Genomic DNA, 21,118 nt, shown 5'->3' with positions numbered 1-21,118 from the left:
CCCCGTGATCCTCGTCATCGACAACTACGACTCGTTCACGTACAACCTCGTCCACCTGGTGGCCGGGGTGACGGACGCGGTCCGCGTCGTCCGCAACGACGAGATCGGGCTCGACGAGATCGCCGCGCTGGCGCCGGCGGGCGTGCTGATCTCGCCCGGGCCCGGGCGGCCGGACGCGGCGGGCGTCAGCGAGGCCGTCATCGAGCGGTTCGGCGAGGCGACCCCGATCCTGGGCGTGTGCCTCGGCCACCAGGCGATTGGCGAGGTCTTCGGTGGCCGCGTCGTCCACGCGCCGACGCTGATGCACGGCAAGACCTCGCGCGTCCACCACGACGGCCGGACCGTCTTCGACGGCGTCGAGCAAGACTTCGTCGCCACCCGCTACCACTCGCTCGTGCTCGACCGCGCCAGCCTGCCCGACGTCCTCGAGGTGTCCGCTGAGACCGCTGACGGCGTCGTGATGGGCCTGCGCCACCGCTCATTCCCCATCGAGGGCGTCCAGTTCCATCCCGAGTCGATCCTGACGACGGAGGGGCCGCGGCTCGTCCGCAACTGGGTGCGCTCCGCGCTTGCAGCGCGGGGTACGGGGTACGAGGTACGGGGTACAGAAGGATGAGCGCGATCCGCCGATTCGAGGACATCGACGCCTGGCAGCTCGGCCGCGAGCTGACCCGTCGCGTCTACGAAGCGACACGGGGGAGCTCGTTCGCGCGCGACTTCGGGCTCCGCGACCAGATTCAGCGGGCGTCCGTGCCGATCACCTCGAACATCGCGGAGGGGTTCGAGCGTCGCTCGCCACAAGACTTCGCCCGCATCCTCCTGATCGCACGGGGATCTGCCGGGGAGGTCCGCTCCCAACTCTACGCGCCACTCGACCTCGGCTCCATCGAGCAGGACACCTTCGACGACCTCTACGCGCTCGCAACCCGCATCTCGCGGGCAACCGTCGCCCTGGCTCGTCACAACCGGGCGCACGCCGATACCACGCGCGAGCCCTACGACCCGTACCTCGTACCCCGTACCGAGTACCCCACCACCGCCCCCTCATGACCACGCTCAAACCGATCCTTCAAGCCGTCGCCGAGGGCGAGACGCTGACCGAGGCGCAGGCCGCCTCCGCGATGCACGTCATGCTCTCGGGCGACGCCGACCCGGCGCAGGTGGCCGGGCTGCTGATGGGGCTCCGCTCGCGCGGCGAGACGCTCGACGAGCTCACCGGCTTTACGCGCGTCATGCGCGCGTTCGCCATCCCGGTCGAGACGGGCGACCTCGACCCGATCGACCTGTGCGGGACCGGCGGCGACCACTCGGGCTCGTTCAACATCTCGACGGCCGCCAGCTTCGTGGCCGCCGGCGCGGGCGTGCCCGTCGCCAAGCACGGCAACAAGGGCGTCTCGTCGTCGAGCGGCTCGGCCGACGTGTTGTCCGCGCTCGGCGTCCGCGCCGACCTCGACGCCGAGGCCGCCGGTCAGTGCTTGCGCGAGGCCGGGATCGCGTTCCTGTTCGCGCCCCAGTTCCACCCCGCGCTGAAGCATGTTGGCCCCGTCCGCCGCGCGCTCGGGGTCCGGACCTTCTTCAACATCCTGGGCCCGCTGTGCAACCCGGCCAGCGTCAAGCGCCAGCTCGTCGGCGCGTTTTCGGACCCCGTCGCCAAGCAGATGGCGCGGATCCTGATGCGGCTCGGCAGCGAGCACGTCGTGGTCGTCTACGCGCACGACGGGCTCGACGAGCTCTCGACCACGAGCCCGACGACGATCTACCAGACCGGGAGCCACGCCTACGACGGCGGGCTCTTGGAGCAGGAGGTCGTGCCCGAGCGGTTCGGGCTGGCGCGCGTCTCCGCGGCCGCGCTCCAGGGTGGGACGCCCGAGGAGAACGCCGAGATCGTACGCGGCGTGCTGTCCGGGACGGGCGGCCCCCAGGCCGACATCGTGCTCTTGAACGCCGCCTACGCCTTGCTCGCGTCGGCCGACTTTGGCGACCTCGACGACTGCCTCGAGGCCGCGCGCGAGAGCATCGGCTCCGGGGCTGCCCTCGCCAAGCTGGACGCGCTCGTCGCCGTGTCCAGCGACCTCGCCACGGTCTGATGGCGACCATCCTCGACGCCATCCTGGCCGACACGCGCGCGCTCGTCGCCGACCGCAAGACGCTCGTCCCGGCCGCCGCCCTTGAGCGGCGCCCGGCGTTCCACGCGCCGACGCTGTCGCTCGCGCGCGCGCTCCGCCGCCCCGACGGCCCCGCCTTTATCGCCGAGTGCAAGCGCGCCAGCCCCTCCGAGGGGACCATCCGCGCCGAGTACCACCCGGCCGAGATCGCGCGGAGCTACAAGAACGCCGCCGCCGCCGCCATCTCGATCCTGACCGAGCCGGCGCACTTTGGCGGCTCGCTCGACGACCTGGTGACGGTCCGCCAGTCGGTCGATCTGCCGGTCCTGCGGAAGGACTTCGTTGTCGACGGCTACCAGCTGATCGAGGCGCGCGCCTACGGGGCGGACGCCGTGCTGCTGATCGCCGCTGCGCTCGACCCGGCCGAGCTCGCCGACCTGCTGGCGCAAGCCGGTGAGCTCGGCCTGGGCGTGCTCGTCGAGGTCCACGACCCGGCCGAGGTGGACGCGCTCGACCTCGACGCCGTCGACGTGCTGGGCGTCAACAGCCGCGACCTTCGGACGTTCGACGTCGACCTCGGCCGCGCCGAGCGCGTGTTCGCCGACCTCCCCGACCGGATCGTCCGCGTCGCCGAGAGCGGGATCCGGACGCCCGCCGACGCGGCTCGCCTGCGCGCCGCCGGCGCCGACGCGTTCCTCGTCGGCACCCACTTCATGCGCCAGCCCGACCCCGGCCGAGCGCTCGCGGCCCTGCGCCGGGAGACCGCCGTCCTGATCGCCCAGCAGCCTACCCCCCGCCCCGCCGAGGCCTAGCGCGCGAGCCACGTGCCTTCCCACACGGGCCCACGCTCCACGCGTTCCGATCCCATGACCAAAGTCAAAATCTGCGGCATCACCCAGCTCCACGACGCCCGGACGGCGGCGGTCGCCGGGGCCGACTTCCTCGGCTTTATCCAGCACCCCGAGAGCCCGCGCTACGTCAAGCCCGACGTCGCCCAGGAGATCATCGGCTGGGTGCGCGGGCCGGAGCCGGTCGGCGTGTTCGTCAACGAAAGTGCGGAGGCGGTCAACGAGGTCTGTGCGCGCGTCGGGTTCACGCTCGCCCAGCTCCACGGCCACGAGCCGCCTGAGGTCTGCGCGGCCGTCGACGTGCCCGTCATCAAGGCCATCTCCGTCCAGCACGACGCCTCGACCGAGCAGGTCCGCGCGATGGTGGAGCCGTACCTCGACGTGGTCGACTTCGTCTTGCTCGACACGCACCACACGAGCCTGTGGGGCGGGACGGGCGAGAGCTTCAACTGGCGCGTCGCGCGCGAGCTGGCGTCGGAGGTCGACCTGTTCCTGGCGGGCGGGATCTCGGCCGACAACGTCGCCCAAGCGATTGACACCATGCGGCCGTACGCCGTTGACCTGTCGTCGTCGGTCGAGGCGTCGCCGGGCGTCAAGGACCTCGACAAGCTGGACGCCTTTTTCGCCGCCTTCCACGCGGCCGCCGCTGCCGACTGACCCGATGCTCCCCGACACGCTGTCCACGCCCACCCTCCCCGACGCCCGCGGTCGCTTCGGCGACTTTGGCGGCGCGTTCGTGCCCGAGATCCTGCACCCCGTGCTCGCGGCGGTCCGCCAGGCGTGGGACGACGCCAAGGACGACCCGGCGTACCAGGCCGAGTACCGCCGCCTGCTGCGCGACTACGTCGGCCGCCCGACCCCGCTGACCCGGCTCGACCGGCTTACCGAGCGGCTGGGCGGCGCAACGATCTGGGCCAAGCGCGAGGACCTGTGCCACACCGGCGCGCACAAGATCAACTCGGCGCTCGGGCAGGTCCTGCTGGCGCGGCGGATGGGCAAGCGGCGGATCATCGCCGAGACCGGTGCCGGCCAGCACGGCGTCGCCACAGCCACCGCGTGCGCGCTCTTCGGCGTCGAGTGCGTCGTCTACATGGGCGCCGAGGACATCGAGCGCCAGCACCTCAACGTCCAGCGGATGCGGCTCCTCGGGGCGACCGTCCGTGCGGCGACGAGCGGGAGCCAGACGCTCAAGGACGCGACCAACGAGGCGTTCCGCGACTGGGTCTCGAACCCCTCCGACACCTACTACATCATCGGCTCGGCGATCGGCCCGCACCCGTATCCGATGATGGTCCGCGACCTGCACCGCGTGATCGGCGAGGAGACGCGGGCGCAGCTGGTGGAGCACACCGGCTCGGAGACGCCCGACGCGATCGTGGCGTGCGTCGGCGGCGGGTCGAACGCGATAGGCATCTGGGCGCCGTTCTTCGGGGACGCGGATGTCCGGCTGATCGGCGTCGAGGCCGCGGGCGAGGGGCTCGACGGGCGCCACGCGGCGACGCTGACGCGCGGCGAGCCGGCCGTCTTCCACGGCACGCTGACCAAGCTCCTGCAGGACGCCGACGGCCAGGTCGAGATCGCCCACTCCATCTCGGCCGGGCTCGACTACCCCGGCGTCGGGCCCGAGCACGCGCACCACGCGAGCACCGGCCGCGTCGAGGTCCGGACGGCGACCGACGCCGAGGCGCTGGGGGGCGTGTCGCTGCTGAGCGCGACCGAGGGCATCATCCCGGCACTCGAGACCGCGCACGCCGTCGCCGTGCTGCCGGACCTCGCGCGCGAGATCGGCGCGGGCGGTACGCTCGTCTTCAGCTGCTCTGGCCGCGGCGACAAGGACATGGCGACGATCTCGGCCCACCTCGACGCCGGGGACCTCGACCCCGCCGGCCTCGGGGCCGAGACGGGATGACCTGGACGCACCCCTCCGGTTTCGTCGCCAGCGACGACCCCGACCGCCTCGACCTCGACGCGGTCTGGGCGTACCTGACGCGCTCGTACTGGTCGCCGGGCGTGCCCCAGGAGGTCGTCGCGCGAGCGGCGGCCGGGTCGCTGGCGGTCGGCCTCTACGCACCCGACGGGCCGCAGATCGGCTACGCGCGCGTCGTCTCCGACCGCGCCACCTTCGCCTACGTCTGCGACGTCTACGTGCTAGAGCCGCACCAGGGCCAGGGGCTCGGCCGGTGGCTGATGGAGTGCCTGCTGGCGCACCCCGAGCTCCAGGGCCTGCGCCGCTGGCTGCTGACGACGCAGGACGCCCACCCCTTCTACGAGGGGCTCGGCTTCGAGCGCTGCCCCTTCCCCGAGCGGTTCATGACCATCGACCGCCCCGGTCTCTACACGAGCAGAGAGGAGGCATAGAGGAGAAGAGGATCCCTCTGTCCTCTCTCATCCCTCCCTCTTCTCTTCTCTTCTGCTCCTCCCCTCCTCTTCTCTCCTCCCCATGCTCCGCTTGCGCGCCCACCTCGAAAGTCTCCGCCAGCGCGGCGAGCCGGCGATGGGCCTCTTCCTGACCGCCGGCTTCCCCTCGCCCGCCGCGACGCTCGACGTCCTCCAGGCCGTCGACCAAGCGGGCGCCGACTTCGTGGAGTTCGGGATGCCGTTCTCCGACCCCGTCGCCGAGGGCCTCCCGATCCAGCAGGCGTCGGAGCGGGCGCTCGCGCAGGGGGCCACGATGGCCGGGACGTTCGAGACGGCCGCCGCCTTCCGGCGTGAGTCCGACACGCCTGTCGTGCTGATGGGCTACGCCAACCCCGTCTTTCGGTACGGCGTGAGCGACTTCTGCGCCGACGCCGCGTCTTCGGGCGTGGACGGCCTCATCCTCCCCGACCTCCCCCCCGAGGAGTCCGAGGAATTGGAGGCCGCCGCCGCCGCCCACTCGCTCTCGGTCACGCACCTGATCGCCCCCAACACCGCCGACGACCGGGTCCGCCTGGTCGATGCCCGCTCGACCGGGTTCGTCTACGCCGTGAGCGTGACGGGCCTGACAGGCTCCGGGCTCGGGGCGGCCGACGCGACGGACGCGTACCTCGAACGCGCGCGGTCGCTGGTCGAGCAACCGCTGCTCGTCGGCTTCGGGATCTCGACGCACGCCGACGCCGCCCGCCTGGGCGCGCACACCGACGGGTTCATCGTCGGGAGCGCGCTGATCCGCCGGGCCGAGGCGCTGTGGGACGACCCAGACCTCACCGATTCCGCACGCCGCGCCCGCATCGGCGACTGGGCTTACCAGTTGAAAACGGGTCGGGACCGCCAACCACGCCCATGAAACCGCTCCTCTTCCCGCTCCTCGCCCTGGCCGTCTTGGCCGGCTGCGAGTCCGTCACGCCGCCCGCGCCGACCGCGCGGGGCAACGGCGAGGAGATCATCGTCGCGACCGACTCGGCGACGTGGGCCGGGCCCGTCGGCGACGCGCTCCGCGAGACGCTCGGCCAGCCGATCGTGACGCTGCCCAGCAACCAGGGCGCGTTCCGCTTGCGCTTCCAGCCGCTGACGAACCGCTTTTTCGAGGCGCTCAAGATCCAGCCGAACCTCGTCTTCGCCGCGCCCATCGACGCCGAGGGCCCGATCGGCGACTTTCTGCGGTCCCGCGTCGGCGAGCAGAACCTCGCGTCCGTCCGCGCCGGCCAGTCGGCTGCGATCAACCTGCGCGACGACCTGTGGGCGCGCGAGCAGCTCGTGACCGTCGCGACGGCCGCGAGCGACTCGCTGCTGGCGTCCCAGATCCGCGCGCGCGGGCCGGAGCTCCGTCGCCGCTACCAGGAGCTGGCGCGGCGCCGGACCCAGACCGAAATGTTCTCGCGCCTTCGCCAGACCGACGTCGAGGCCGACCTTTTCGAGCGCCACGGCTTCGCCATCGGCATCCAGCACGACTACGTCCCGGTGCAGGACACGACGGTCACCGTCGCCGGCCGGACGGGCACGTTCATCCGCTTCCGCCGCGTGCTCTCCGACACCTGGCGCGACTTTTTCGTCTTCCAGCAGGACGGCGTCGCGGCGCTCCCGCCCGAGGACGAGATGGACGACGTGACGAACGGCTTGCTGGAGCGGTTCGCCCTGGGGTCGTACGACGGCTCGTTTGTCCAGCTCGACGACCAGCGCCCGATGGAGCGCGACACGACCTCCGTCGGCGGCCGCCCGGCGCGCGAGCAGCGCGGCTTCTGGTACATGACTGAGGACGTGATGGGCGGCTCGTACGTCCGCTACACGATCGTCGACGATGCGTCGGACCGCCTGTTCGTCTACTACGGGATGACGTTCGCGCCCGACCGCACGCTCGACAAACGCAAGCTGCTCCGCCAGATGGAGGCCATCGCCTTCACGTTGCAAACCGAGCCCAACGACCCGCAGGAGTAACGAGGCACTCTCCGTCCTCTGCCCTTCCTTTCCTCCCCTCCTCTTTTCTTCCCTAGTCCCCCCAATGGCCACACAGACTGCCCCCACCGACGCCGCGACCGACGAGGCCGCCCCGACGAACGTCCTGCGCCTGGGCCTGCCCAAGGGCAGCCTGCAGGAGTCCACGTTCGACCTCTTGGAAAAGGCCGGCTACGGCTTTTCCGTCCGCTCGCGCAGCTACTTCCCGTCCATCGACGACGACGAGCTGACGGCGATGTTGGTCCGCGCCCAGGAGATGGGCAAGTACGTCGCCGACGGCGTGTTCGACGCCGGCATCACTGGGCTTGACTGGATCGCCGAGACCGGCGCCGACGTCCACGTGGTCGCCGACCTGATCTACTCGAAGGCCTCGATGCGGCCCGTCCGCTGGGTGCTGGCGGTCCCGGAGGACTCCGACATCCACTCGGTCCAGGACCTCGAGGGCAAGCGGATCGCGACCGAGGTCGTCGGGCTCACGGAGCGCTGGCTGGCGGACAACGGCGTCACGGCCGACGTCGAGTTCTCGTGGGGCGCGACCGAGGTGAAGGCCCCGGACTTGGTCGACGCCATCGTGGAGGTGACCGAGACGGGCAACTCGCTGCGCGCCAACAAGCTGCGGATCGTCGAGGTGCTGCTCAGCTCGAACACCCAGCTCGTGGCCAACAAGGCAGCGTGGCAGGACCCGTGGAAGCGCGAGAAGATCGAGAACCTCGCGCTTCTGCTCGAGGGCGCCATCCGCGCCGAGGGCAAGGTGGGCCTGAAGCTCAACGTCCGCCGCGAGGAGCTCAAGGCCGTCGTGGAGACGCTGCCCGCGCTCCGCAACCCGACGATTTCGCCGCTCTTCTCGGACGAGTGGGTCGCCGTCGAGACCATCATCGAGGAGCGGCAGGTCCGCAAGCTGATCCCGGAGCTCAAGCGGCTCGGCGCCGAGGGGATCATCGAGTACCCGCTCAACAAGATGATTCCCTAGCGGCGAGAGGGATGGGGGATGCGGGATGGAGGGATGGGCAGCCGCTCGCCTCCTTCCCAATTCCTCAAGACCGCCGGCCTCGAAGTCTGGTGGACGGCGTCGGTAGCTTCCCCGCATCCTTTTCCCACCCCTCGACCCCTCCATGCCTCGCCTTCTCGACCTCTGCTTTGGCCGCTCCGGCGACAAGGGCGACGCCGTCAACGTCGGCCTGATCGCGCGCGACCCGGCGCACTACGACTGGCTCCGCGAGACCGTCACCGCCGACGTCGTCAAGGAGCACTTCGGGCCGCGCTGCACCGGCGAGGTCGAGCGGTTCGAGCTGCCGAACCTGTCGGCGCTCAACTTCATGCTCCACGGGGCGCTCGGCGGCGGCGGGACGGTCTCGCTCAAGCTCGACGCCCAGGGCAAGACGTACGCCGCGCACCTGTTGCGGCTCGAGGTCGACGGCCCGGACGCCGCGTGAGGCGGCTGGCGCTGGCCGGGCTGGCGCTGCTGGCGGGCTGCGCGCCGTCGGAGCCCGAGCGGCCCGAGCCCGACCCGGCGCTCGTCGACGCGCTCGTCGAGCTCCACCTCGCCGACGCCGTCGCCGCCCTCGACTCGACCGCCAGCGACACGTTTGCCGACAGCCTGCGCGACGCCGCGCTCGCAGCCCACGGGCTGGACTCCGCCGCGCTGGCGGCCCGGCTCGACGCGCTCGCGGACGACCCCGGGATGGTGCAGGTGACGTACGAGGCGCTCGGCGAGCGCATCCTGGCCGAGCGCGAGGGGCGGACGGAGGAGTGAGGGTGGAGAATGGCCGCAGGCAGGTATCGCCAGGCGGCCGTCCTCTATCCTCCCCCGTCTCCTCTCCCCTTCTATGTCCGCGCCCCCGGCCGTCCAGGTGTTCACCACCGGCGGCACCATCGACAAGGAGTACTTCGACGCCAAGAGCGCGTACGAGATCGGCGAGCCCCAGATCGGGGGGCTCTTCGCCGAGGCCGGCGTCACGTTCCCGTACTCGGTCGAGGCCCTGATGCGCAAGGACAGCCTGGAGCTGACCGACGCCGACCGCCACCACATCGCCGAGCGCGTCGTCGCCGTCGACGCGCGGTGCGTCATCGTCACGCACGGGACCGACACGATGGCCGAGACGGCGCGCGTCGTGGCCCGAGCGCTCGCCGACGCGGGCTCCGACACGACGGCCGTCTTCGTGGGCTCGCTCGCGCCGGCCCGCTTCAAGGCCAGCGACGCCGAGTTCAACGTCGGCTTCGCCGCGGCCGCCGCACAGACGCTTCCGCCCGGTGCGTACGTTGCCATGAACGGGCGCGTCTTCGACCCGTTCGCCGTCCGCAAGGACCGCGAACGCAACCGATTCGAGGCGGTCCCGTCCCAGGCCTAGCCCCCCGCACGCTCTCACTCCCCACCCTCCCCTGCACATGACCCGCTTGTCCCTCCCCGGCGCCCTCGCGCTGGCCCTCTTCGCCGCCGGCTGCTCCAGCTCCATGGGCGCCATGACCAACGGCACGGGCAACCCGCCGATGGACGACATGGCCATGGCCGCCGCCTGCGTCGACGGCGCCGCCACGGCCGGCGGCATGACGTTCGAGTGCTCGAACGTCGACCTCGTCGCCCACATCCCGCTCGCCGACTTCGACACCGACCAGCTCAACGACATCTGGGGCTGGACCGACGCCCAGACCGGCAAGGAGTACGCGCTCGTCGGCCTCGCGAATGGGACCGAGTTCATCGACATCTCCAACCCGTCGATGCCCGTCATGCTCGGGAAGCTCCCGACGCAGACCGTCTCGACCGTCTGGCGCGACATCAAGGTCTACCAGGACCACGCGTTCATCGTCTCCGAGGCGCGCGACCACGGCATGCAGGTCTTCGACCTGACGCGCCTGCGCGGGCTGACCGCCGACCAGGGCACGTTCGAGGCCGACGCCCACTACGACCAGGTCACGAACGTCCACAACATCGTGATCAACGAGGACTCCGGCTACGCCTACGCCGTCGGCTCCGGCTCGCGCGGCGACAACCTGCCCGCCGAGTGCGGCGCGCCGGGCTTCCACGTGATCAACATCCAGGACCCCAAGAACCCCGAGTTCGTCAACTGCTTCTCGGACGCCGCCAAGGACGTCGGCCCCGTCTCGGCGCCCGGCTACACGCACGACGCGCAGTGCATCAACTACGACGGCCCCGACGAGGACTACGTCGGCAGCGAGATCTGCGTCGGCTCGAACGAGGACGTCGTCACGTTCTTCGACGTGACCGACAAGATGAACGTCCGCGTCATCTCGATGGCCGCCTACCCGCAGGACGCCTACACGCACCAGGGCTGGTTCACCGAGGACCGCCGCGCGTTCATGGCGAACGACGAGCTCGACGAGACGAACGGCTACGTCAGCACCCAGCGGACGCTGCTCTTCAACGTCGAGAACCTCGACGAGCCCGAGTTCATCGGCATCTACGACTCGGGCCTGACGACGATCGACCACAACCTCTACGTGGTCGGCAACCTGAGCTTCCAGAGCAACTACCACTCCGGGCTCCGCATCCTCGACCACTCGGACGTGCTCAACGGCAACCTCACCGAGGTCGGCTACTTCGACACGTACCCCGACGCCACCGACATCAGCTTCGGCGGCCAGTGGAGCAACTACCCGTACTTCGAGAGCGGCCTGGTGGTCGCGAGCGACTCGAACACGGGCTTCTTCGTGCTCCGCCCGCGCGGCGCGGCGATGGCGATGGGCATGTAAGGAACGCCCTGCGTTTTGCCTTTGCGGGGGCCCTGGCACAGCGCCGGGGCCCCCGCTCGCTTTTTGCCTTCTCGAGCGCCAATCACGGCGGGCGGCGGGTTGTACTCTTCGAGCCCACCGTCCCCCTGCCGATGTCGTTCCGCTTTGCCCTCGTCGCCCTCGCGGCGCTCCTCGCCACCGTCGCCGCTGAGGCCCAGACGCCCCGCGCGGCGTGTCTGAACGGCGTCGCCACGCTCGCCGACGTCGGCGCCTTCCCGTGCGACCGCGTGGACCTGGTCGGCTACCTCTCGGTCGGGTCCATCTCCACGCCCGGGTCGCCGGCCGCGAACGGCAACAACGATATCTGGGGCTGGACCGACCCGCAGACCGGCGTCGAGTACGCGCTGGTGGGGTCGTACAACGGGCTGGGGATCGTCGACCTCTCCGACCCCGCCTTTCCGCGTCTGGTCGGCAAGATCCCGACGGCCAACGAGCTCAACCCCGTCTGGCGCGACGTCAAGGTCTACGCCGACCACGCGTTCATCGTCGCCGACGCCTCGCGCGACCACGGCGTCCAGATCTTCGACCTCACCCGGCTCCGCTCGCTCAGCGGCGACGCGGTCACGCTCGCGCCCGACGCGGTGTACACGGGCATCCGCTCGGCCCACAACATCGTGATCAACGAGGACTCGGGCTTCGCGTACGCGGTCGGCTTCCGGTACCCCGATGGCGGGCGGGCGGCCCTCGGGCTCCCGGCGTCGTGCGACCTCCCGGGCTTCCACGCCATCGACATCCGCGACCCCAAGAACCCGACGTTCGCCGGCTGCTTTTCGGACGCCGCGCTGGAGACGGGCCCCCGGAGCCGGGGCTACACGCACGACGCGCAGTGCGTGATGTATAGCGGCCCCGACACGGAGCACGCCGGCAAGGAACTCTGCTTCGCCGCCAACGAGGACGTCGTCACGGTCTTCGACGTGAGCGACAAGGAAGACGTCCGGATCCTCTCGCAGGCCTCGTACCCCAACTTCTCGTACACGCACCAGGGCTGGCTGACGGCGGACCAGCGCTACTTCCTGACCGACGACGAACTCGACGAGATCAACGGGCTCACGCCGAGCCAGCGGAGCCTGGTGATCGACTTCCAAGACCTCGACGACCCGGAGTTCGCGTTCGCCTACACCTCGGGCCTCACGACGATCGACCACAACCAGTACGTCCGGGGCGACTACGCCTACCAAAGCAACTACGAGTCGGGTTTGCGGATCGTCGACCTCCGCCAGATCGAGGCCGGGCAGCTCACGGAGGCGGCGTTCTTCGACACGTACCCGAACGGCAACGTGATCTCGTTCAACGGGCAGTGGAGCAACTACCCGTACTTCGAGAGCGGGCTCGTGATCGCGAACGACGACACGTACGGCCTGTTCGTCCTCCGCCCGGATCCGGCCCTGCTCGTGGCGAACGATGAGCAGCCGGACCTGTCCCAGGGCTACGCGCTGACGGCACCGCGCCCGAACCCGGCCGCCGGCGTCGCCCGCCTGTCGCTCTCCGTCGACACGGCACAGAGCGTCGTGGCCGGGCTCTACGACGTGGCCGGCCGCCTGGTGGCCGACCTGTACGACGGGCCCGTCGCCGCCAGCGGCCCGCTCACCCTCACCGTCGACGCCGCGTCCGTTCCGGCGGGCGTGTACATCGTGCGCGTCGTCGGCGAGCGGTTCGAGGTCTCGCGCCGCGTCGTGCTCACGCGATAGTCCGATGGCCGCGCGGGTCGGTTAGTCCCGGCCCACGCGGCGCTGGCCCTTCGGGGTCAGCTCGAAGCGGCCCGCCAGCGGGTCGGCGAGCCGCAACAGATCTTCCGAGACGAGCCAGTCCGCGAGCGCTCGCGCGTGGCGTGGGGCGTCGGGCGCGAGCGCGGGCTCGCCGCGTTCGACGGCGTCCAGGATGGCGTCGAGCGCCGGCTCGTCGTCGGGCGTGACGACGGCCGGGCGGTGGCGGCCGAGGCACACGTCGCACCGGCCGCAGCGCGAGGGCGCGGGCTCGCCGAAGTACGCCAGCAGGTGCTGGCGACGGCAGCCGACGGCCGTCGCGTAGCGGACGACGGTGTCGAGGCGGGCGTGCGCGCGGCGGCGGCCCCGGTCGAGCGCGAGGGCGTCGACGGGCGCACGCGAGGCACGGGCGCCGGACCACGCGAGGGTGAGGCCCGCGCCGGGGCGTGTCACCTCGAGTCCGCCCCGGGCGGCCAAAAAGTCGAGGCCGGCGTCCAGTCGGTCGGGCGTCAATCGGACCGTCTCCGCCAGGTCGTCGAGGCGCAGCGTGACGCCCTCGGCGGCGTTCGGCGGCAGCCGGCGGACGAGCGCGTCGGCAAAGTCGAGGACGGCGCCCGACGCCCCCTCGACGGACGCCAGCAGCCCCTCGCGGCCCCGCGTCAGGCGCAAGCGGATCTCGCCCTCCCGCCCCTCGACCACGCGCCACGCGCCGTCGGCTGCCAGCCGGTCGACGGCCGCTCGCGTGACGGAGGGCGTGAGCCCGGCGACCTCGGCGAGCGTCCGGAGGTCGACGGTCACCGGCGCCTCGGGCTCGCTGCCGACGGCGATCTGGCCCAGACTCCCGGCGGCCTGGTACACGGCCTGCACGTCGGCCGGCGTGGGGTGGCTGCGGTCGACCAGCGCGCGGGGGACGCGCTCGGCGTCGGGCCCGAGCACGAGCGCGGCGAACGAGCGCTCGCCGTCGCGGCCCGCGCGGCCGGCCTCCTGGTAGTAGCTCTCCAGCGTCGGCGGCAGCGCCGTGTGGACGACCGCGCGGACGTCGGGCTTGTCGATGCCCATCCCAAACGCGCTCGTCGCCGCGATCACGCGCGTCCGGCCGTCGAGCCAGCGGCGCTGCGTCTCGGCGCGGAGGTCGCGATCGAGGCCGGCGTGGTACGGCTCGGCCGAGATGCCCGCGTGCGCCAGCCGTCGCGCCGTCGCCTCGGTCGCCCGCCGCGTCCCGGCGTAGACCAGGCCCGCCCCGGGCACGGCCTGAAACACCTCCACGGCCTGCCCGACGGGGTCGTCGACGTGGTGGACGCTCCAGGTGATACCGGGCCGGTCGAAGCCGCGCACGACGACCGCGGGGTCGCTCAGCGCGAGCTGGTCCAAGATGTCGCGGCGCACTTCGGGCGTGGCCGTCGCCGTGACGGCCGCGAGCGGGGCCGGATCGCCGGCGGCGGTCGTGACGAGCGGGCGGGCGTCGGCGATCTGGCGGTACGCCGGCCGGAAGTCGTGGCCCCACTCGGAGACGCAGTGCGCCTCGTCGACGGCTAGCAGCGTCACGTCGAGGCGCGGGGCGCGGGCGAGAAAGAGGTCGGTCTGCAACCGCTCCGGGGTCAGGTACACGACGCGGTACAGCCCGTGCTCGGCGTCGGTCCACAGCTGGTCCTCGGCGCGGCGCCCCAGCCCGCCGTGGAGCGCCGCCGCGCGCACGCCCCGCCGCGCCAGCGCCTCGACCTGGTCCTGCATCAGCGCCACGAGCGGCGACACGACCAGCGCCAGCCCGCCGGCTGCGACCGCCGGGACCTGGTACACCAGCGACTTCCCGCCACCCGTGGGCAGCACCGCCAGCACGTCCCGGCCCGCCATCGCCGCGGCGACCGCCTCGTCCTGCCCGGGCCGGAAGGCCGGGTGGCCCCAGACCTCGCGGAGCGCGTGGAGCGCGGAGTCAGGGATCTCGGGCGTCATGTTGGAAAGTACCGCCCGCCCCGGATCGGCCCTGAGGCGCCGCCAGGGGCGGTACCGAAAAAAAACTTGAGATCAAAGGTTATGTCTGGCGATCTCGCGGGTCTATGTAGGTGCCGAACGGCTTACCGCTTTGCGGTTTGTACGGATGGTGGTAGCCGGCGCGGCCCGAGACTCGTGGTGGAGTCGCATGGGTCGCGCCGGTGTGTGTTCGGGACGGCACGACGGTCGGGGGTAGCTTCAAGGCTGCCCCCGACCGCTTCCGCTTCTCCCTGTGCCCGCCCCCCGCGTCTCGGTCGTCGTCGTCACCTGGAACGGCCTCGGGCTTCTCAAGCGGTTCCTGCCGAGCGTGCTCGCGACGGACTACCCGGACCTCGAGGTCGTCGTCGCCGACAACGCCTCGACCGACGGGACGGCGGCGTGGCTAGCGGCCGAGCACCCCGACGTCGTGGTCGTCTGCCACCCGGAGAACGCGCTCTTCGCGGGCGGCAACAACCTCGCGGTCCCCGCCGCCAGCGGGTCGGTGCTGTGCTTCCTGAACAACGACGTCGAGGTGCCGCCCGGCTGGCTGGGGCCCCTCGTGGACGCGCTCGGCGACGGCGTGGTGGCCGTCCAGCCGAAACTGCTCCAGCACGGCGACCGTGACCGGTTCGAGTACGCGGGCGCCTCGGGCGGATTCCTCGACGCGGCAGGCGTGCCGTTCACGCGGGGGCGGATCTTCGACACGATGGAGCCCGACCGCGGTCAGTACGACGACGCGCGCGACGTCTTCTGGGCGACCGGCGCCGCGCTCGCGGTCGACCGTGCCGCATTCGAGGCCGTCGGCGGGTTCGACGAGTCGTTCGGGATGCACATGGAGGAGATCGACCTGTGCTGGCGGCTGCAGCGCGCGGGCGGGCGGATCCGCGTCGAGCCCGCCTCGGAGGTCTACCACCTGGGCGGGGCGTCGCTGCCCGTCGGGCCCCGCAAGACGTTCCTCAACGTCCGCAACAGCCTGGTGATGCTGGCGAAGAACCTGCCCCCGCCCGAGGCTCGGCGCGCGCTCCGCCAGCGCCGTGTGCTGGACACGGCGGCCATCGCGCAGGCGCTGCTCCGGGGCGACCGCCCGCTGGCGGACGCGATTCGCGAGGGCCGCGCCGAAGCCGCCCAGCGGATCCGGACCGTCGATCCGCCGCCCGCCGACGAGGCGCCTGTGCTCCCCCCCTATCGCGGCTCGATCGCCGTCGACGCGATGCTCCGTGGCCGCCGCCGGTTTTCGGAGCTGCCCCCCTCCGGCTTCGCTCTAGGCTGGCGCTAGTCGTCGCGCACAGAGACGACGGCCGCGATCGCCGCCAGCACAATCGCCACCCCCACCATCCCCAGCGCCGACGGGACCTCGCCGAACCAGACGGCCGCGACGGCCGACGCGAGGACGGGCTCGCTCAGCGCGAGGAGGCCGAGCAGGGCGGCCGGGAGGTAGCCGAGCGCGTTCGCGAACGACCCGTGGCCCAACAGCCCGGGCCCCAGCCCCATCGCCAGCGCCAGCCCCGCGATGGGCAGCGGGAGCGCGAGCGGGGCGCCCGCGACCCAGCAGCCGACGACGCAGGTCGCTGCCGCCGCGAGGTTGACCGGCCAGAAGTAGGCCACGAACGAGGCCCGCTGGCGGACGGCGCGGCCAAGGAGGAGGTACACCGACACGAGCACGGCGGCGCCGAGCGCGACGGCGTTCCCCAGCGCCGGGGCCGGATACGTCGCCGCGCCGGTGCCCTCCGACAGCCCGAGCAGCGCCGCCCCCACGACGGCCACGCCGATCGCCGCGGCGGTCCGCCGCGACGGCCGCTCGTGCAGGAAGACGGCCCCCAGCACGGCGATAAAGAGGGGGCTCGTCGTCACCAGCACGGCCGCGCTGGCGATGCTCGTCAGCTGGACCGACAGGATCCAGGCCATAAAGTGGAGACCGAGCACGACGCCCGCGCCGAGGGCCAGCGCCCAGTCCCGGCGGCCGAGCGCCGCCAGCTCGGCTCGCCTGGGCCCGAGCGCGACCGGCGCCAGCGCCAGCGCCACGGCCGACGTCCGCCACGCGGCAAGCGTCAACGCCGGGGCGTCGCCCGCCAGCCGAATCAGGATCGGCGACGAGCCGAACGCGAGCAGGCCGACCGCTAGCGCGGCCCAGACCGATGCGGGGGCGCGCAGAGTCGAGGAGGCGGAGATGGACCGGGCGGTGGGTGGGGCCGAACGATACCCGAAACCGACGCCCGGCGCCTAGCGGATCCGGTCCATCGACCGGACCTTCGCGATGTCGGCCACGACCCGCTGCCGCGCCATCCGCAGCAGCACGTACGCCACGATCGGCTGCATCGCGACGAGGTAGTAGCCGACGGGCGCCGTCGGCGCCGAGCTGTCGAAGGCGAGGTAGAGCCCGACGAGGACGGCCACGATGAGCGCCAGGTCGAGCCACTGCGCCACGCCGATCACCGTCCGCTGGAGCTCGCGGTTCTTGTACAGCCCGACGGCCACGAGCGCCACGAGCGCGGTGACGCCCGCGAGCACGTACGCCAGCGTCCCCAGCCACGCGCGTTCGTCGGCGATGGCGCCGGCCCACGTGTCGCCCACGGCGACGAAGAGGGCCAGCAGCAGGGCGCCGGCGACGAGGTACAAGGTCTGGATCCGCTGGATCATCGGTCGGTCGGAGGTCGGTGGGAGACGCGCGCTACGCGGCGATGTGGGCGCGGACGCGGTCGGCGACGGCGGCGCCGAAGTCGGCCGTGGTGGCCGTGCCCCCGAGGTCGGCGGTGAGCGCCGACGGGTCGGAGTACACGTCGTGCAGGGCCTTGCGGATGGCCTCGGCGGCGGCGTCCTTGCCGAGGTACTTGAGCATCATCTCGCCGGAGCGGATGACGGCCGTCGGGTTGGCGATGCCCTGGCCGGCGATGTCGGGGGCCGAACCGTGGACGGCCTCGAAGACCGCGCAATCGTCGCCGATGTTGGCTGAGCCCGTGACGCCGAGCCCGCCGACGAGCCCAGACATCAGGTCCGACAGGATGTCGCCGAACAAGTTGGTCGTGACGATCGAGTCGTAGTCCTCCGGGTGGATGACGAGCTGCATCGCCATGTTGTCGACGATCCGGTCGTCGAAGGCGATGCCCGGGTTGTCCTCGGCGATCTGGCGGCCGATCGACAGGAACATGCCGCCGGTCTGCTTCAAGATGTTGGCCTTGTGGACGAGCGTGAGCCGCTTGCGGCCGCGGAGCTGGGCGTCCTTGAACGCGAACCGGATGATCCGCTCGCAGCCGGTCCGCGTGTGGCGGGCGATGGAGTCGGCGATCTGGTTTTTCTCGTCGAAGTACTCGATGCCCGCGTACAGCCCTTCGGTGTTCTCGCGGTAGAGCACCAAGTCGACGTTCTCGAACGGGCCCTTCGTGTTGGGCAGCGTCTCGCACGGGCGGACGTTCGCGTACAGGTCGAAAAGCTGCCGGATCTTGACGTTGATGCTCCGGAAGCCGGTGCCGACGGGCGTCGTCAGCGGGCCCTTGTACGCCAACCGCGTCCGCTCGATGGAGTCGATGGTGGCCTGGGGGAGCGGCTCGCCGGTCTCCTCGAAGGCGTCCATGCCGGCCTCCTGGCGGTCCCAGTCGAACGCGACGCCGGTCGCCTCGACGACGGCCACGGCGGCCTCCATCACTTCGGGGCCGATCCCGTCGCCGGGGATGAGGGTAGCGGGAATGGCGGGCATCGGTCGGTCGGGGCGGTGAGCGGAGAAGCTAGCCGGGGCGCTGGGGCCCTCGGCGTGGAGTCCGGTCGAAACGCGGGCGCCGCGGCGCGGTGCCCCCGTTCGCGCGGAGACCGCTCGAAGCCGGTCGCCTTCCCAGCCCCCGGCCCGATCCCCGTCGGTGCGGACCCTGGAGCGGCCGGACCAAAAAAGCCGGGGCGCCCTTGCGAGCGCCCCGGCGGACCTGTCGGAGCCGAGAGACCTACTCGGCCTCGCGCGTCGTCGAGTAGTTGACGCGCAGGGCCTCGGCCTCGCGGAGCTCCTGCTGGACGTCGTAGAGCAGGCCGGTCTCGACCTCCTTGTCGATCCGCATCGAGACGATGGTCCGGGGCTCGTCTCGGAGGGCGCGGTACATGAACTGGCGGATGTTGGCCCGCTCGCGCACGATCGCGTCGTCGATCTGGACGGCCGCCTCACCGAGCCCGCCCCCCTCGAGCTTTTCGGGCCCGATGTAGACGTACTGGATCAGGCGCTTCTGGTCGATCTTCTCGATGGCCTCGGCCTGCGGGATCGACACGTTGACGAGCAGCTCCGTCTCGCGGAGGACCGTCGTCACCATGAAGAAGATCAGCAGCATGAAGATGATGTCCGGCATCGAGGCCGTCGGGATCTCCTGCTTGGTGCCGGCGCTCTTCTTCTTGAAATGGGCGGACATTGCGAGTGATGGGTAAAGAGTGATGAGTGAAGAGGACTCGTGACGGGCAGAGGGAAGGGGTCAGCGCCCCCTCACCCATCACGCATCACTCAGTCCGGATCCGGCTCGGCGAGCGAGATCTTGAGCGGGTAGCGCTCGGCGATCTCGTCGGTCGCCTCGTCGTCGAGGCGCGCCTTGTACTCGCCGTACGTCACGCCGTACTCCTGGCGGGCCGCGTCGTCGCGGACGTCGTTGTAGGCCGACTTGATCTCGTCGAGCACGGCGATGTAGATCTCGTACGGGAGCCCGCGCTTGGTCTTGAACGAGGTGACCGCCTTGTCGGGCGAGACCGAGAGCTGGGGCTCGCGGCCGTTGTTCAAGATGTGCCGCTTGACGATCTCGCGGATGGCGTCGACGTTGGTGACCTCGTTGTCGATCAGGACCTGGCCGTCGGCGGCCACGAGCACGTTGAGCAGGTTCCGCTGGTTGATCTCCGGCGGCGGGTTGTCTTCGAGCAGCTTCGGCGGGAGCTGCATGTAGATCCCCTTGTCCGCGTTGATCGTCGTCGTGACGAGGAAGAAGATCAGCAGCAGGAACGCGATGTCGGCCATCGAGGCCGAGGGGATCTCCGCGTCGCGCTTGGTGCGTCGTTTGAGGAGCGGCATGGGAGGCGGGAGTGGAGGCTCGGGGCGGTCGGCGGGTGCCGGGCCCTTAGCTGAAGAGGCTCTTGGCGCCCGAGATCAGCAGGGCGGCGAGCCCCGAGATCGTGAGCGCGATCGCGGTGGCCACGGCGGCCCCGGTCATCGTGCCGTCGACCGCGAAGGCGACGACGAAGATGAGGACGGGGAGCGCGAAGGCCGCCAGGCCGAGCTTGCTCTGGGCGAGCGTCGAGCCGGCGTTCTTGAGCCCGAACCCGACCATCATCAGGACCGAGATCCCGATGATGGCGAGGCAGAGGTAGACGAGGGCGGTAACCATCGGGTGGGGAGGCTAGAAGAGAGGCCGGGCCCGCGCGGCGTGCGGCGGGCCCGGCCGGGGCTTACGGGATGTCGGTGATGGCCGGGTCGTCGCCCGTGCCGATCGCGCCGCCGGCGCGCGGCAGCGTGCCCCGCGTGCGGGCGCCGAGCGCCGGGCGGCCGAGCGACATCATCGCCAGCGAGTCGATGAGCTCGACCGAGGCCTCCTCCATGTCGGCCGTGATCCGGTCGATCTTGGAGACGCAGTAGTTGTAGAACACCTGCAGGATGATGGCCGCGATGAGGCCGAAGACCGTCGTCAGGAGGGCGATCTTGATGCCCCGGGCCACGAGCGACGGCGAGATGTCGCCGGCGGCCTCGATGGCGTCGAAGGCCTCGACCATCCCGACAACGGTGCCGAGGAAGCCGAACATCGGCGCGAGCGAGATGCCCAGCGAGAGCCAGACCAGGCCGCGCTCCAAGAAGCTCATCTCGATGGAGCCGTAGGAGACGACCGCCTTCTCGACGGCGTCCATGCCCTCGTCGAAGCGGGTGAGGCCGGCCTGGACGACCGACGCGACCGGGCCGCGCGTGTTGGCGCAGACGTCCTCGGCGGCGGAGACGCCGCCGTTATCGAGGGCCTCTTTCACCTTGGCCATGAACTTGGGCGTGTTGATGTCGGCCCGGTTGAGCGAGAGGATCCGCTCGAAGGCGATGGCGAGGCCGATGATCAGCGTGATGAGCACGGGCCACATGTAGCCACCGCCCTCGTTGAAGCGGTAGACGAGCTCGTTGGCGAAGCCGTCAGCGGCAGCGTCCTGCAGGAGGAGCAAGGCGGAAAGCGTCATGGGTGAGGTACCTCGGGTGGGGAGAGTTGGGGGCCGCCAGGTGAGCCCCGGGGCAAGCGGATGGGGGCGCCGACGGGCGCCGGACACGGGCTGTCAATATCCCTACCGCCCCCGGGAATGTCAACGCGACGCGAAGCGGGTGTGGCGGGAGGGTGGAGCGTCTGGGTCCGGGGGGAAGACCGCCAGCTTGCGCAAAGGTTGCCCTGGGCCT

24 protein-coding genes are annotated in these 21,118 nt (G+C 71.3%); 16 read left to right on the top strand and 8 right to left on the bottom strand.

Annotated elements, in window-relative coordinates; genetic code table 11:
• Positions 1-4 precede the first annotated feature (4 nt).
• The 15 genes from ACLIRP_RS03170 (at position 5) to ACLIRP_RS03100 (ending at position 12,759) form a co-directional block, all read left to right on the top strand.
• Positions 5-616 (top strand): anthranilate synthase component II, encoded by a 612-nt coding sequence (locus ACLIRP_RS03170; RefSeq protein WP_412062510.1) that lies wholly within the window; start codon positions 5-7, stop codon positions 614-616.
• Positions 613-1,050, top strand: a complete 438-nt coding sequence (locus tag ACLIRP_RS03165) for a four helix bundle protein (protein ID WP_412062509.1) — start codon at positions 613-615, stop codon at positions 1,048-1,050. The genes ACLIRP_RS03170 and ACLIRP_RS03165 overlap by 4 nt, the downstream gene beginning before the upstream one ends.
• Positions 1,047-2,087, top strand: a complete 1,041-nt coding sequence (gene trpD, locus ACLIRP_RS03160; protein WP_412062508.1) for an anthranilate phosphoribosyltransferase — start codon at positions 1,047-1,049, stop codon at positions 2,085-2,087. The genes ACLIRP_RS03165 and trpD overlap by 4 nt, the downstream gene beginning before the upstream one ends.
• The gene (gene trpC, locus ACLIRP_RS03155; RefSeq protein ID WP_412062507.1) at positions 2,087-2,917 is read left to right on the top strand and encodes an indole-3-glycerol phosphate synthase TrpC; all 831 of its coding nucleotides are present in this window, start codon (positions 2,087-2,089) and stop codon (positions 2,915-2,917) included. The genes trpD and trpC overlap by 1 nt, the downstream gene beginning before the upstream one ends.
• Before the next feature lie 54 nt (positions 2,918-2,971).
• Positions 2,972-3,610, top strand: a complete 639-nt coding sequence (locus ACLIRP_RS03150; protein WP_412062506.1) for a phosphoribosylanthranilate isomerase — start codon at positions 2,972-2,974, stop codon at positions 3,608-3,610.
• A 4-nt stretch (positions 3,611-3,614) separates the two neighbouring features.
• Positions 3,615-4,862, top strand: a complete 1,248-nt coding sequence (gene trpB, locus ACLIRP_RS03145) for a tryptophan synthase subunit beta (protein ID WP_412062505.1) — start codon at positions 3,615-3,617, stop codon at positions 4,860-4,862.
• A complete protein-coding gene (locus ACLIRP_RS03140) occupies positions 4,859-5,311 on the top strand; it encodes a GNAT family N-acetyltransferase (protein ID WP_412062504.1) in 453 nt (150 codons plus the stop codon). The genes trpB and ACLIRP_RS03140 overlap by 4 nt, the downstream gene beginning before the upstream one ends.
• Before the next feature lie 82 nt (positions 5,312-5,393).
• Positions 5,394-6,218: a tryptophan synthase subunit alpha gene (trpA, locus tag ACLIRP_RS03135; protein WP_412062503.1), complete on the top strand. Its 825-nt coding sequence runs from the start codon at positions 5,394-5,396 to the stop codon at positions 6,216-6,218.
• Entirely contained in the window at positions 6,215-7,306 is a 1,092-nt protein-coding gene (locus ACLIRP_RS03130) for a DUF4837 family protein (protein ID WP_412062502.1), read from the top strand. Before trpA ends, ACLIRP_RS03130 begins: the two co-directional genes overlap by 4 nt.
• Before the next feature lie 64 nt (positions 7,307-7,370).
• Positions 7,371-8,294 (top strand): ATP phosphoribosyltransferase, encoded by a 924-nt coding sequence (hisG, locus tag ACLIRP_RS03125; protein WP_412062501.1) that lies wholly within the window; start codon positions 7,371-7,373, stop codon positions 8,292-8,294.
• Positions 8,295-8,436: 142 nt separating this feature from the next.
• Positions 8,437-8,757: a hypothetical protein gene (locus ACLIRP_RS03120; RefSeq protein WP_412062500.1), complete on the top strand. Its 321-nt coding sequence runs from the start codon at positions 8,437-8,439 to the stop codon at positions 8,755-8,757.
• A complete protein-coding gene (locus ACLIRP_RS03115; protein ID WP_412062499.1) occupies positions 8,754-9,077 on the top strand; it encodes a DUF4296 domain-containing protein in 324 nt (107 codons plus the stop codon). Before ACLIRP_RS03120 ends, ACLIRP_RS03115 begins: the two co-directional genes overlap by 4 nt.
• 73 nt (positions 9,078-9,150) lie before the next feature.
• Positions 9,151-9,672, top strand: a complete 522-nt coding sequence (locus tag ACLIRP_RS03110) for an asparaginase domain-containing protein (protein ID WP_412062498.1) — start codon at positions 9,151-9,153, stop codon at positions 9,670-9,672.
• A gap of 37 nt (positions 9,673-9,709) precedes the next feature.
• Positions 9,710-11,032 (top strand): choice-of-anchor B family protein, encoded by a 1,323-nt coding sequence (locus ACLIRP_RS03105; RefSeq protein WP_412062497.1) that lies wholly within the window; start codon positions 9,710-9,712, stop codon positions 11,030-11,032.
• 131 nt (positions 11,033-11,163) lie between these two features.
• Positions 11,164-12,759 carry a choice-of-anchor B family protein gene (locus tag ACLIRP_RS03100; RefSeq protein WP_412062496.1) on the top strand — a complete coding sequence of 532 codons (1,596 nt, stop codon included), beginning with the start codon at positions 11,164-11,166 and terminating at the stop codon, positions 12,757-12,759.
• Positions 12,760-12,780: 21 nt separating this feature from the next.
• Here the strand turns inward: ACLIRP_RS03100 and ACLIRP_RS03095 are convergent, their stop codons facing one another.
• Positions 12,781-14,724, bottom strand: a complete 1,944-nt coding sequence (locus ACLIRP_RS03095; protein ID WP_412062495.1) for a RecQ family ATP-dependent DNA helicase — start codon at positions 14,722-14,724, stop codon at positions 12,781-12,783.
• A 271-nt stretch (positions 14,725-14,995) separates the two neighbouring features.
• Between ACLIRP_RS03095 and ACLIRP_RS03090 the strand changes: the two genes are divergently transcribed.
• On the top strand, positions 14,996-16,018 hold the full coding sequence (locus tag ACLIRP_RS03090; protein ID WP_412062494.1) for a glycosyltransferase family 2 protein: 1,023 nt from the start codon (positions 14,996-14,998) through the stop codon (positions 16,016-16,018).
• Here ACLIRP_RS03090 and ACLIRP_RS03085 read toward each other — a convergent pair.
• The 7 genes from ACLIRP_RS03085 to ACLIRP_RS03055 form a co-directional block, all read right to left on the bottom strand.
• Positions 16,015-16,893 (bottom strand): DMT family transporter, encoded by an 879-nt coding sequence (locus tag ACLIRP_RS03085; protein ID WP_412063683.1) that lies wholly within the window; start codon positions 16,891-16,893, stop codon positions 16,015-16,017. The two genes, ACLIRP_RS03090 and ACLIRP_RS03085, sit on opposite strands and share 4 nt — an antisense overlap.
• 69 nt (positions 16,894-16,962) lie before the next feature.
• On the bottom strand, positions 16,963-17,379 hold the full coding sequence (locus ACLIRP_RS03080; protein WP_412062493.1) for a DUF4293 family protein: 417 nt from the start codon (positions 17,377-17,379) through the stop codon (positions 16,963-16,965).
• A gap of 31 nt (positions 17,380-17,410) precedes the next feature.
• Positions 17,411-18,433, bottom strand: coding sequence for an isocitrate/isopropylmalate dehydrogenase family protein (locus ACLIRP_RS03075; RefSeq protein WP_412062492.1), 1,023 nt, complete (start codon positions 18,431-18,433; stop codon positions 17,411-17,413).
• A 238-nt stretch (positions 18,434-18,671) separates the two neighbouring features.
• A complete protein-coding gene (locus tag ACLIRP_RS03070) occupies positions 18,672-19,124 on the bottom strand; it encodes an ExbD/TolR family protein (RefSeq protein WP_412062491.1) in 453 nt (150 codons plus the stop codon).
• Between the two features lie 89 nt (positions 19,125-19,213).
• Positions 19,214-19,768 carry an ExbD/TolR family protein gene (locus ACLIRP_RS03065; RefSeq protein ID WP_412062490.1) on the bottom strand — a complete coding sequence of 185 codons (555 nt, stop codon included), beginning with the start codon at positions 19,766-19,768 and terminating at the stop codon, positions 19,214-19,216.
• A gap of 46 nt (positions 19,769-19,814) precedes the next feature.
• Complete coding sequence (locus tag ACLIRP_RS03060) at positions 19,815-20,081, bottom strand: hypothetical protein (RefSeq protein WP_412062489.1); 267 nt, start codon at positions 20,079-20,081, stop codon at positions 19,815-19,817.
• Between the two features lie 61 nt (positions 20,082-20,142).
• Positions 20,143-20,907 carry a MotA/TolQ/ExbB proton channel family protein gene (locus tag ACLIRP_RS03055; protein ID WP_412062488.1) on the bottom strand — a complete coding sequence of 255 codons (765 nt, stop codon included), beginning with the start codon at positions 20,905-20,907 and terminating at the stop codon, positions 20,143-20,145.
• Positions 20,908-21,118: the final 211 nt, after the last annotated feature.

This window comes from Rubrivirga halophila (assembly GCF_046845755.1).
Taxonomy (GTDB): Bacteria; Bacteroidota; Rhodothermia; order Rhodothermales; family Rubricoccaceae; genus Rubrivirga.
Note: the sequence above shows the minus strand (reverse complement) of the source record. Positions and strands in the feature narration are given on the sequence as shown.

Excerpts from the sequence above, each read along its gene's own strand:
- ACLIRP_RS03075 (WP_412062492.1), bottom strand. The coding sequence starts at position 18,433 with ATGCCCGCCATTCCCGCTACCCTCATCCCCGGCGACGGGATCGGCCCC.
- ACLIRP_RS03140 (WP_412062504.1), top strand. The coding sequence starts at position 4,859 with ATGACCTGGACGCACCCCTCCGGTTTCGTCGCCAGCGACGACCCCGAC.
- ACLIRP_RS03095 (WP_412062495.1), bottom strand. The coding sequence starts at position 14,724 with ATGACGCCCGAGATCCCTGACTCCGCGCTCCACGCGCTCCGCGAGGTC.
- ACLIRP_RS03060 (WP_412062489.1), bottom strand. The coding sequence starts at position 20,081 with ATGGTTACCGCCCTCGTCTACCTCTGCCTCGCCATCATCGGGATCTCG.
- trpB (WP_412062505.1), top strand. The coding sequence starts at position 3,615 with ATGCTCCCCGACACGCTGTCCACGCCCACCCTCCCCGACGCCCGCGGT.
- trpA (WP_412062503.1), top strand. The coding sequence starts at position 5,394 with ATGCTCCGCTTGCGCGCCCACCTCGAAAGTCTCCGCCAGCGCGGCGAG.
- ACLIRP_RS03080 (WP_412062493.1), bottom strand. The coding sequence starts at position 17,379 with ATGATCCAGCGGATCCAGACCTTGTACCTCGTCGCCGGCGCCCTGCTG.
- ACLIRP_RS03065 (WP_412062490.1), bottom strand. The coding sequence starts at position 19,768 with ATGCCGCTCCTCAAACGACGCACCAAGCGCGACGCGGAGATCCCCTCG.
- ACLIRP_RS03165 (WP_412062509.1), top strand. The coding sequence starts at position 613 with ATGAGCGCGATCCGCCGATTCGAGGACATCGACGCCTGGCAGCTCGGC.
- trpC (WP_412062507.1), top strand. The coding sequence starts at position 2,087 with ATGGCGACCATCCTCGACGCCATCCTGGCCGACACGCGCGCGCTCGTC.
- ACLIRP_RS03070 (WP_412062491.1), bottom strand. The coding sequence starts at position 19,124 with ATGTCCGCCCATTTCAAGAAGAAGAGCGCCGGCACCAAGCAGGAGATC.
- ACLIRP_RS03055 (WP_412062488.1), bottom strand. The coding sequence starts at position 20,907 with ATGACGCTTTCCGCCTTGCTCCTCCTGCAGGACGCTGCCGCTGACGGC.
- trpD (WP_412062508.1), top strand. The coding sequence starts at position 1,047 with ATGACCACGCTCAAACCGATCCTTCAAGCCGTCGCCGAGGGCGAGACG.
- ACLIRP_RS03150 (WP_412062506.1), top strand. The coding sequence starts at position 2,972 with ATGACCAAAGTCAAAATCTGCGGCATCACCCAGCTCCACGACGCCCGG.
- ACLIRP_RS03105 (WP_412062497.1), top strand. The coding sequence starts at position 9,710 with ATGACCCGCTTGTCCCTCCCCGGCGCCCTCGCGCTGGCCCTCTTCGCC.
- ACLIRP_RS03130 (WP_412062502.1), top strand. The coding sequence starts at position 6,215 with ATGAAACCGCTCCTCTTCCCGCTCCTCGCCCTGGCCGTCTTGGCCGGC.
- ACLIRP_RS03120 (WP_412062500.1), top strand. The coding sequence starts at position 8,437 with ATGCCTCGCCTTCTCGACCTCTGCTTTGGCCGCTCCGGCGACAAGGGC.
- ACLIRP_RS03100 (WP_412062496.1), top strand. The coding sequence starts at position 11,164 with ATGTCGTTCCGCTTTGCCCTCGTCGCCCTCGCGGCGCTCCTCGCCACC.
- hisG (WP_412062501.1), top strand. The coding sequence starts at position 7,371 with ATGGCCACACAGACTGCCCCCACCGACGCCGCGACCGACGAGGCCGCC.
- ACLIRP_RS03110 (WP_412062498.1), top strand. The coding sequence starts at position 9,151 with ATGTCCGCGCCCCCGGCCGTCCAGGTGTTCACCACCGGCGGCACCATC.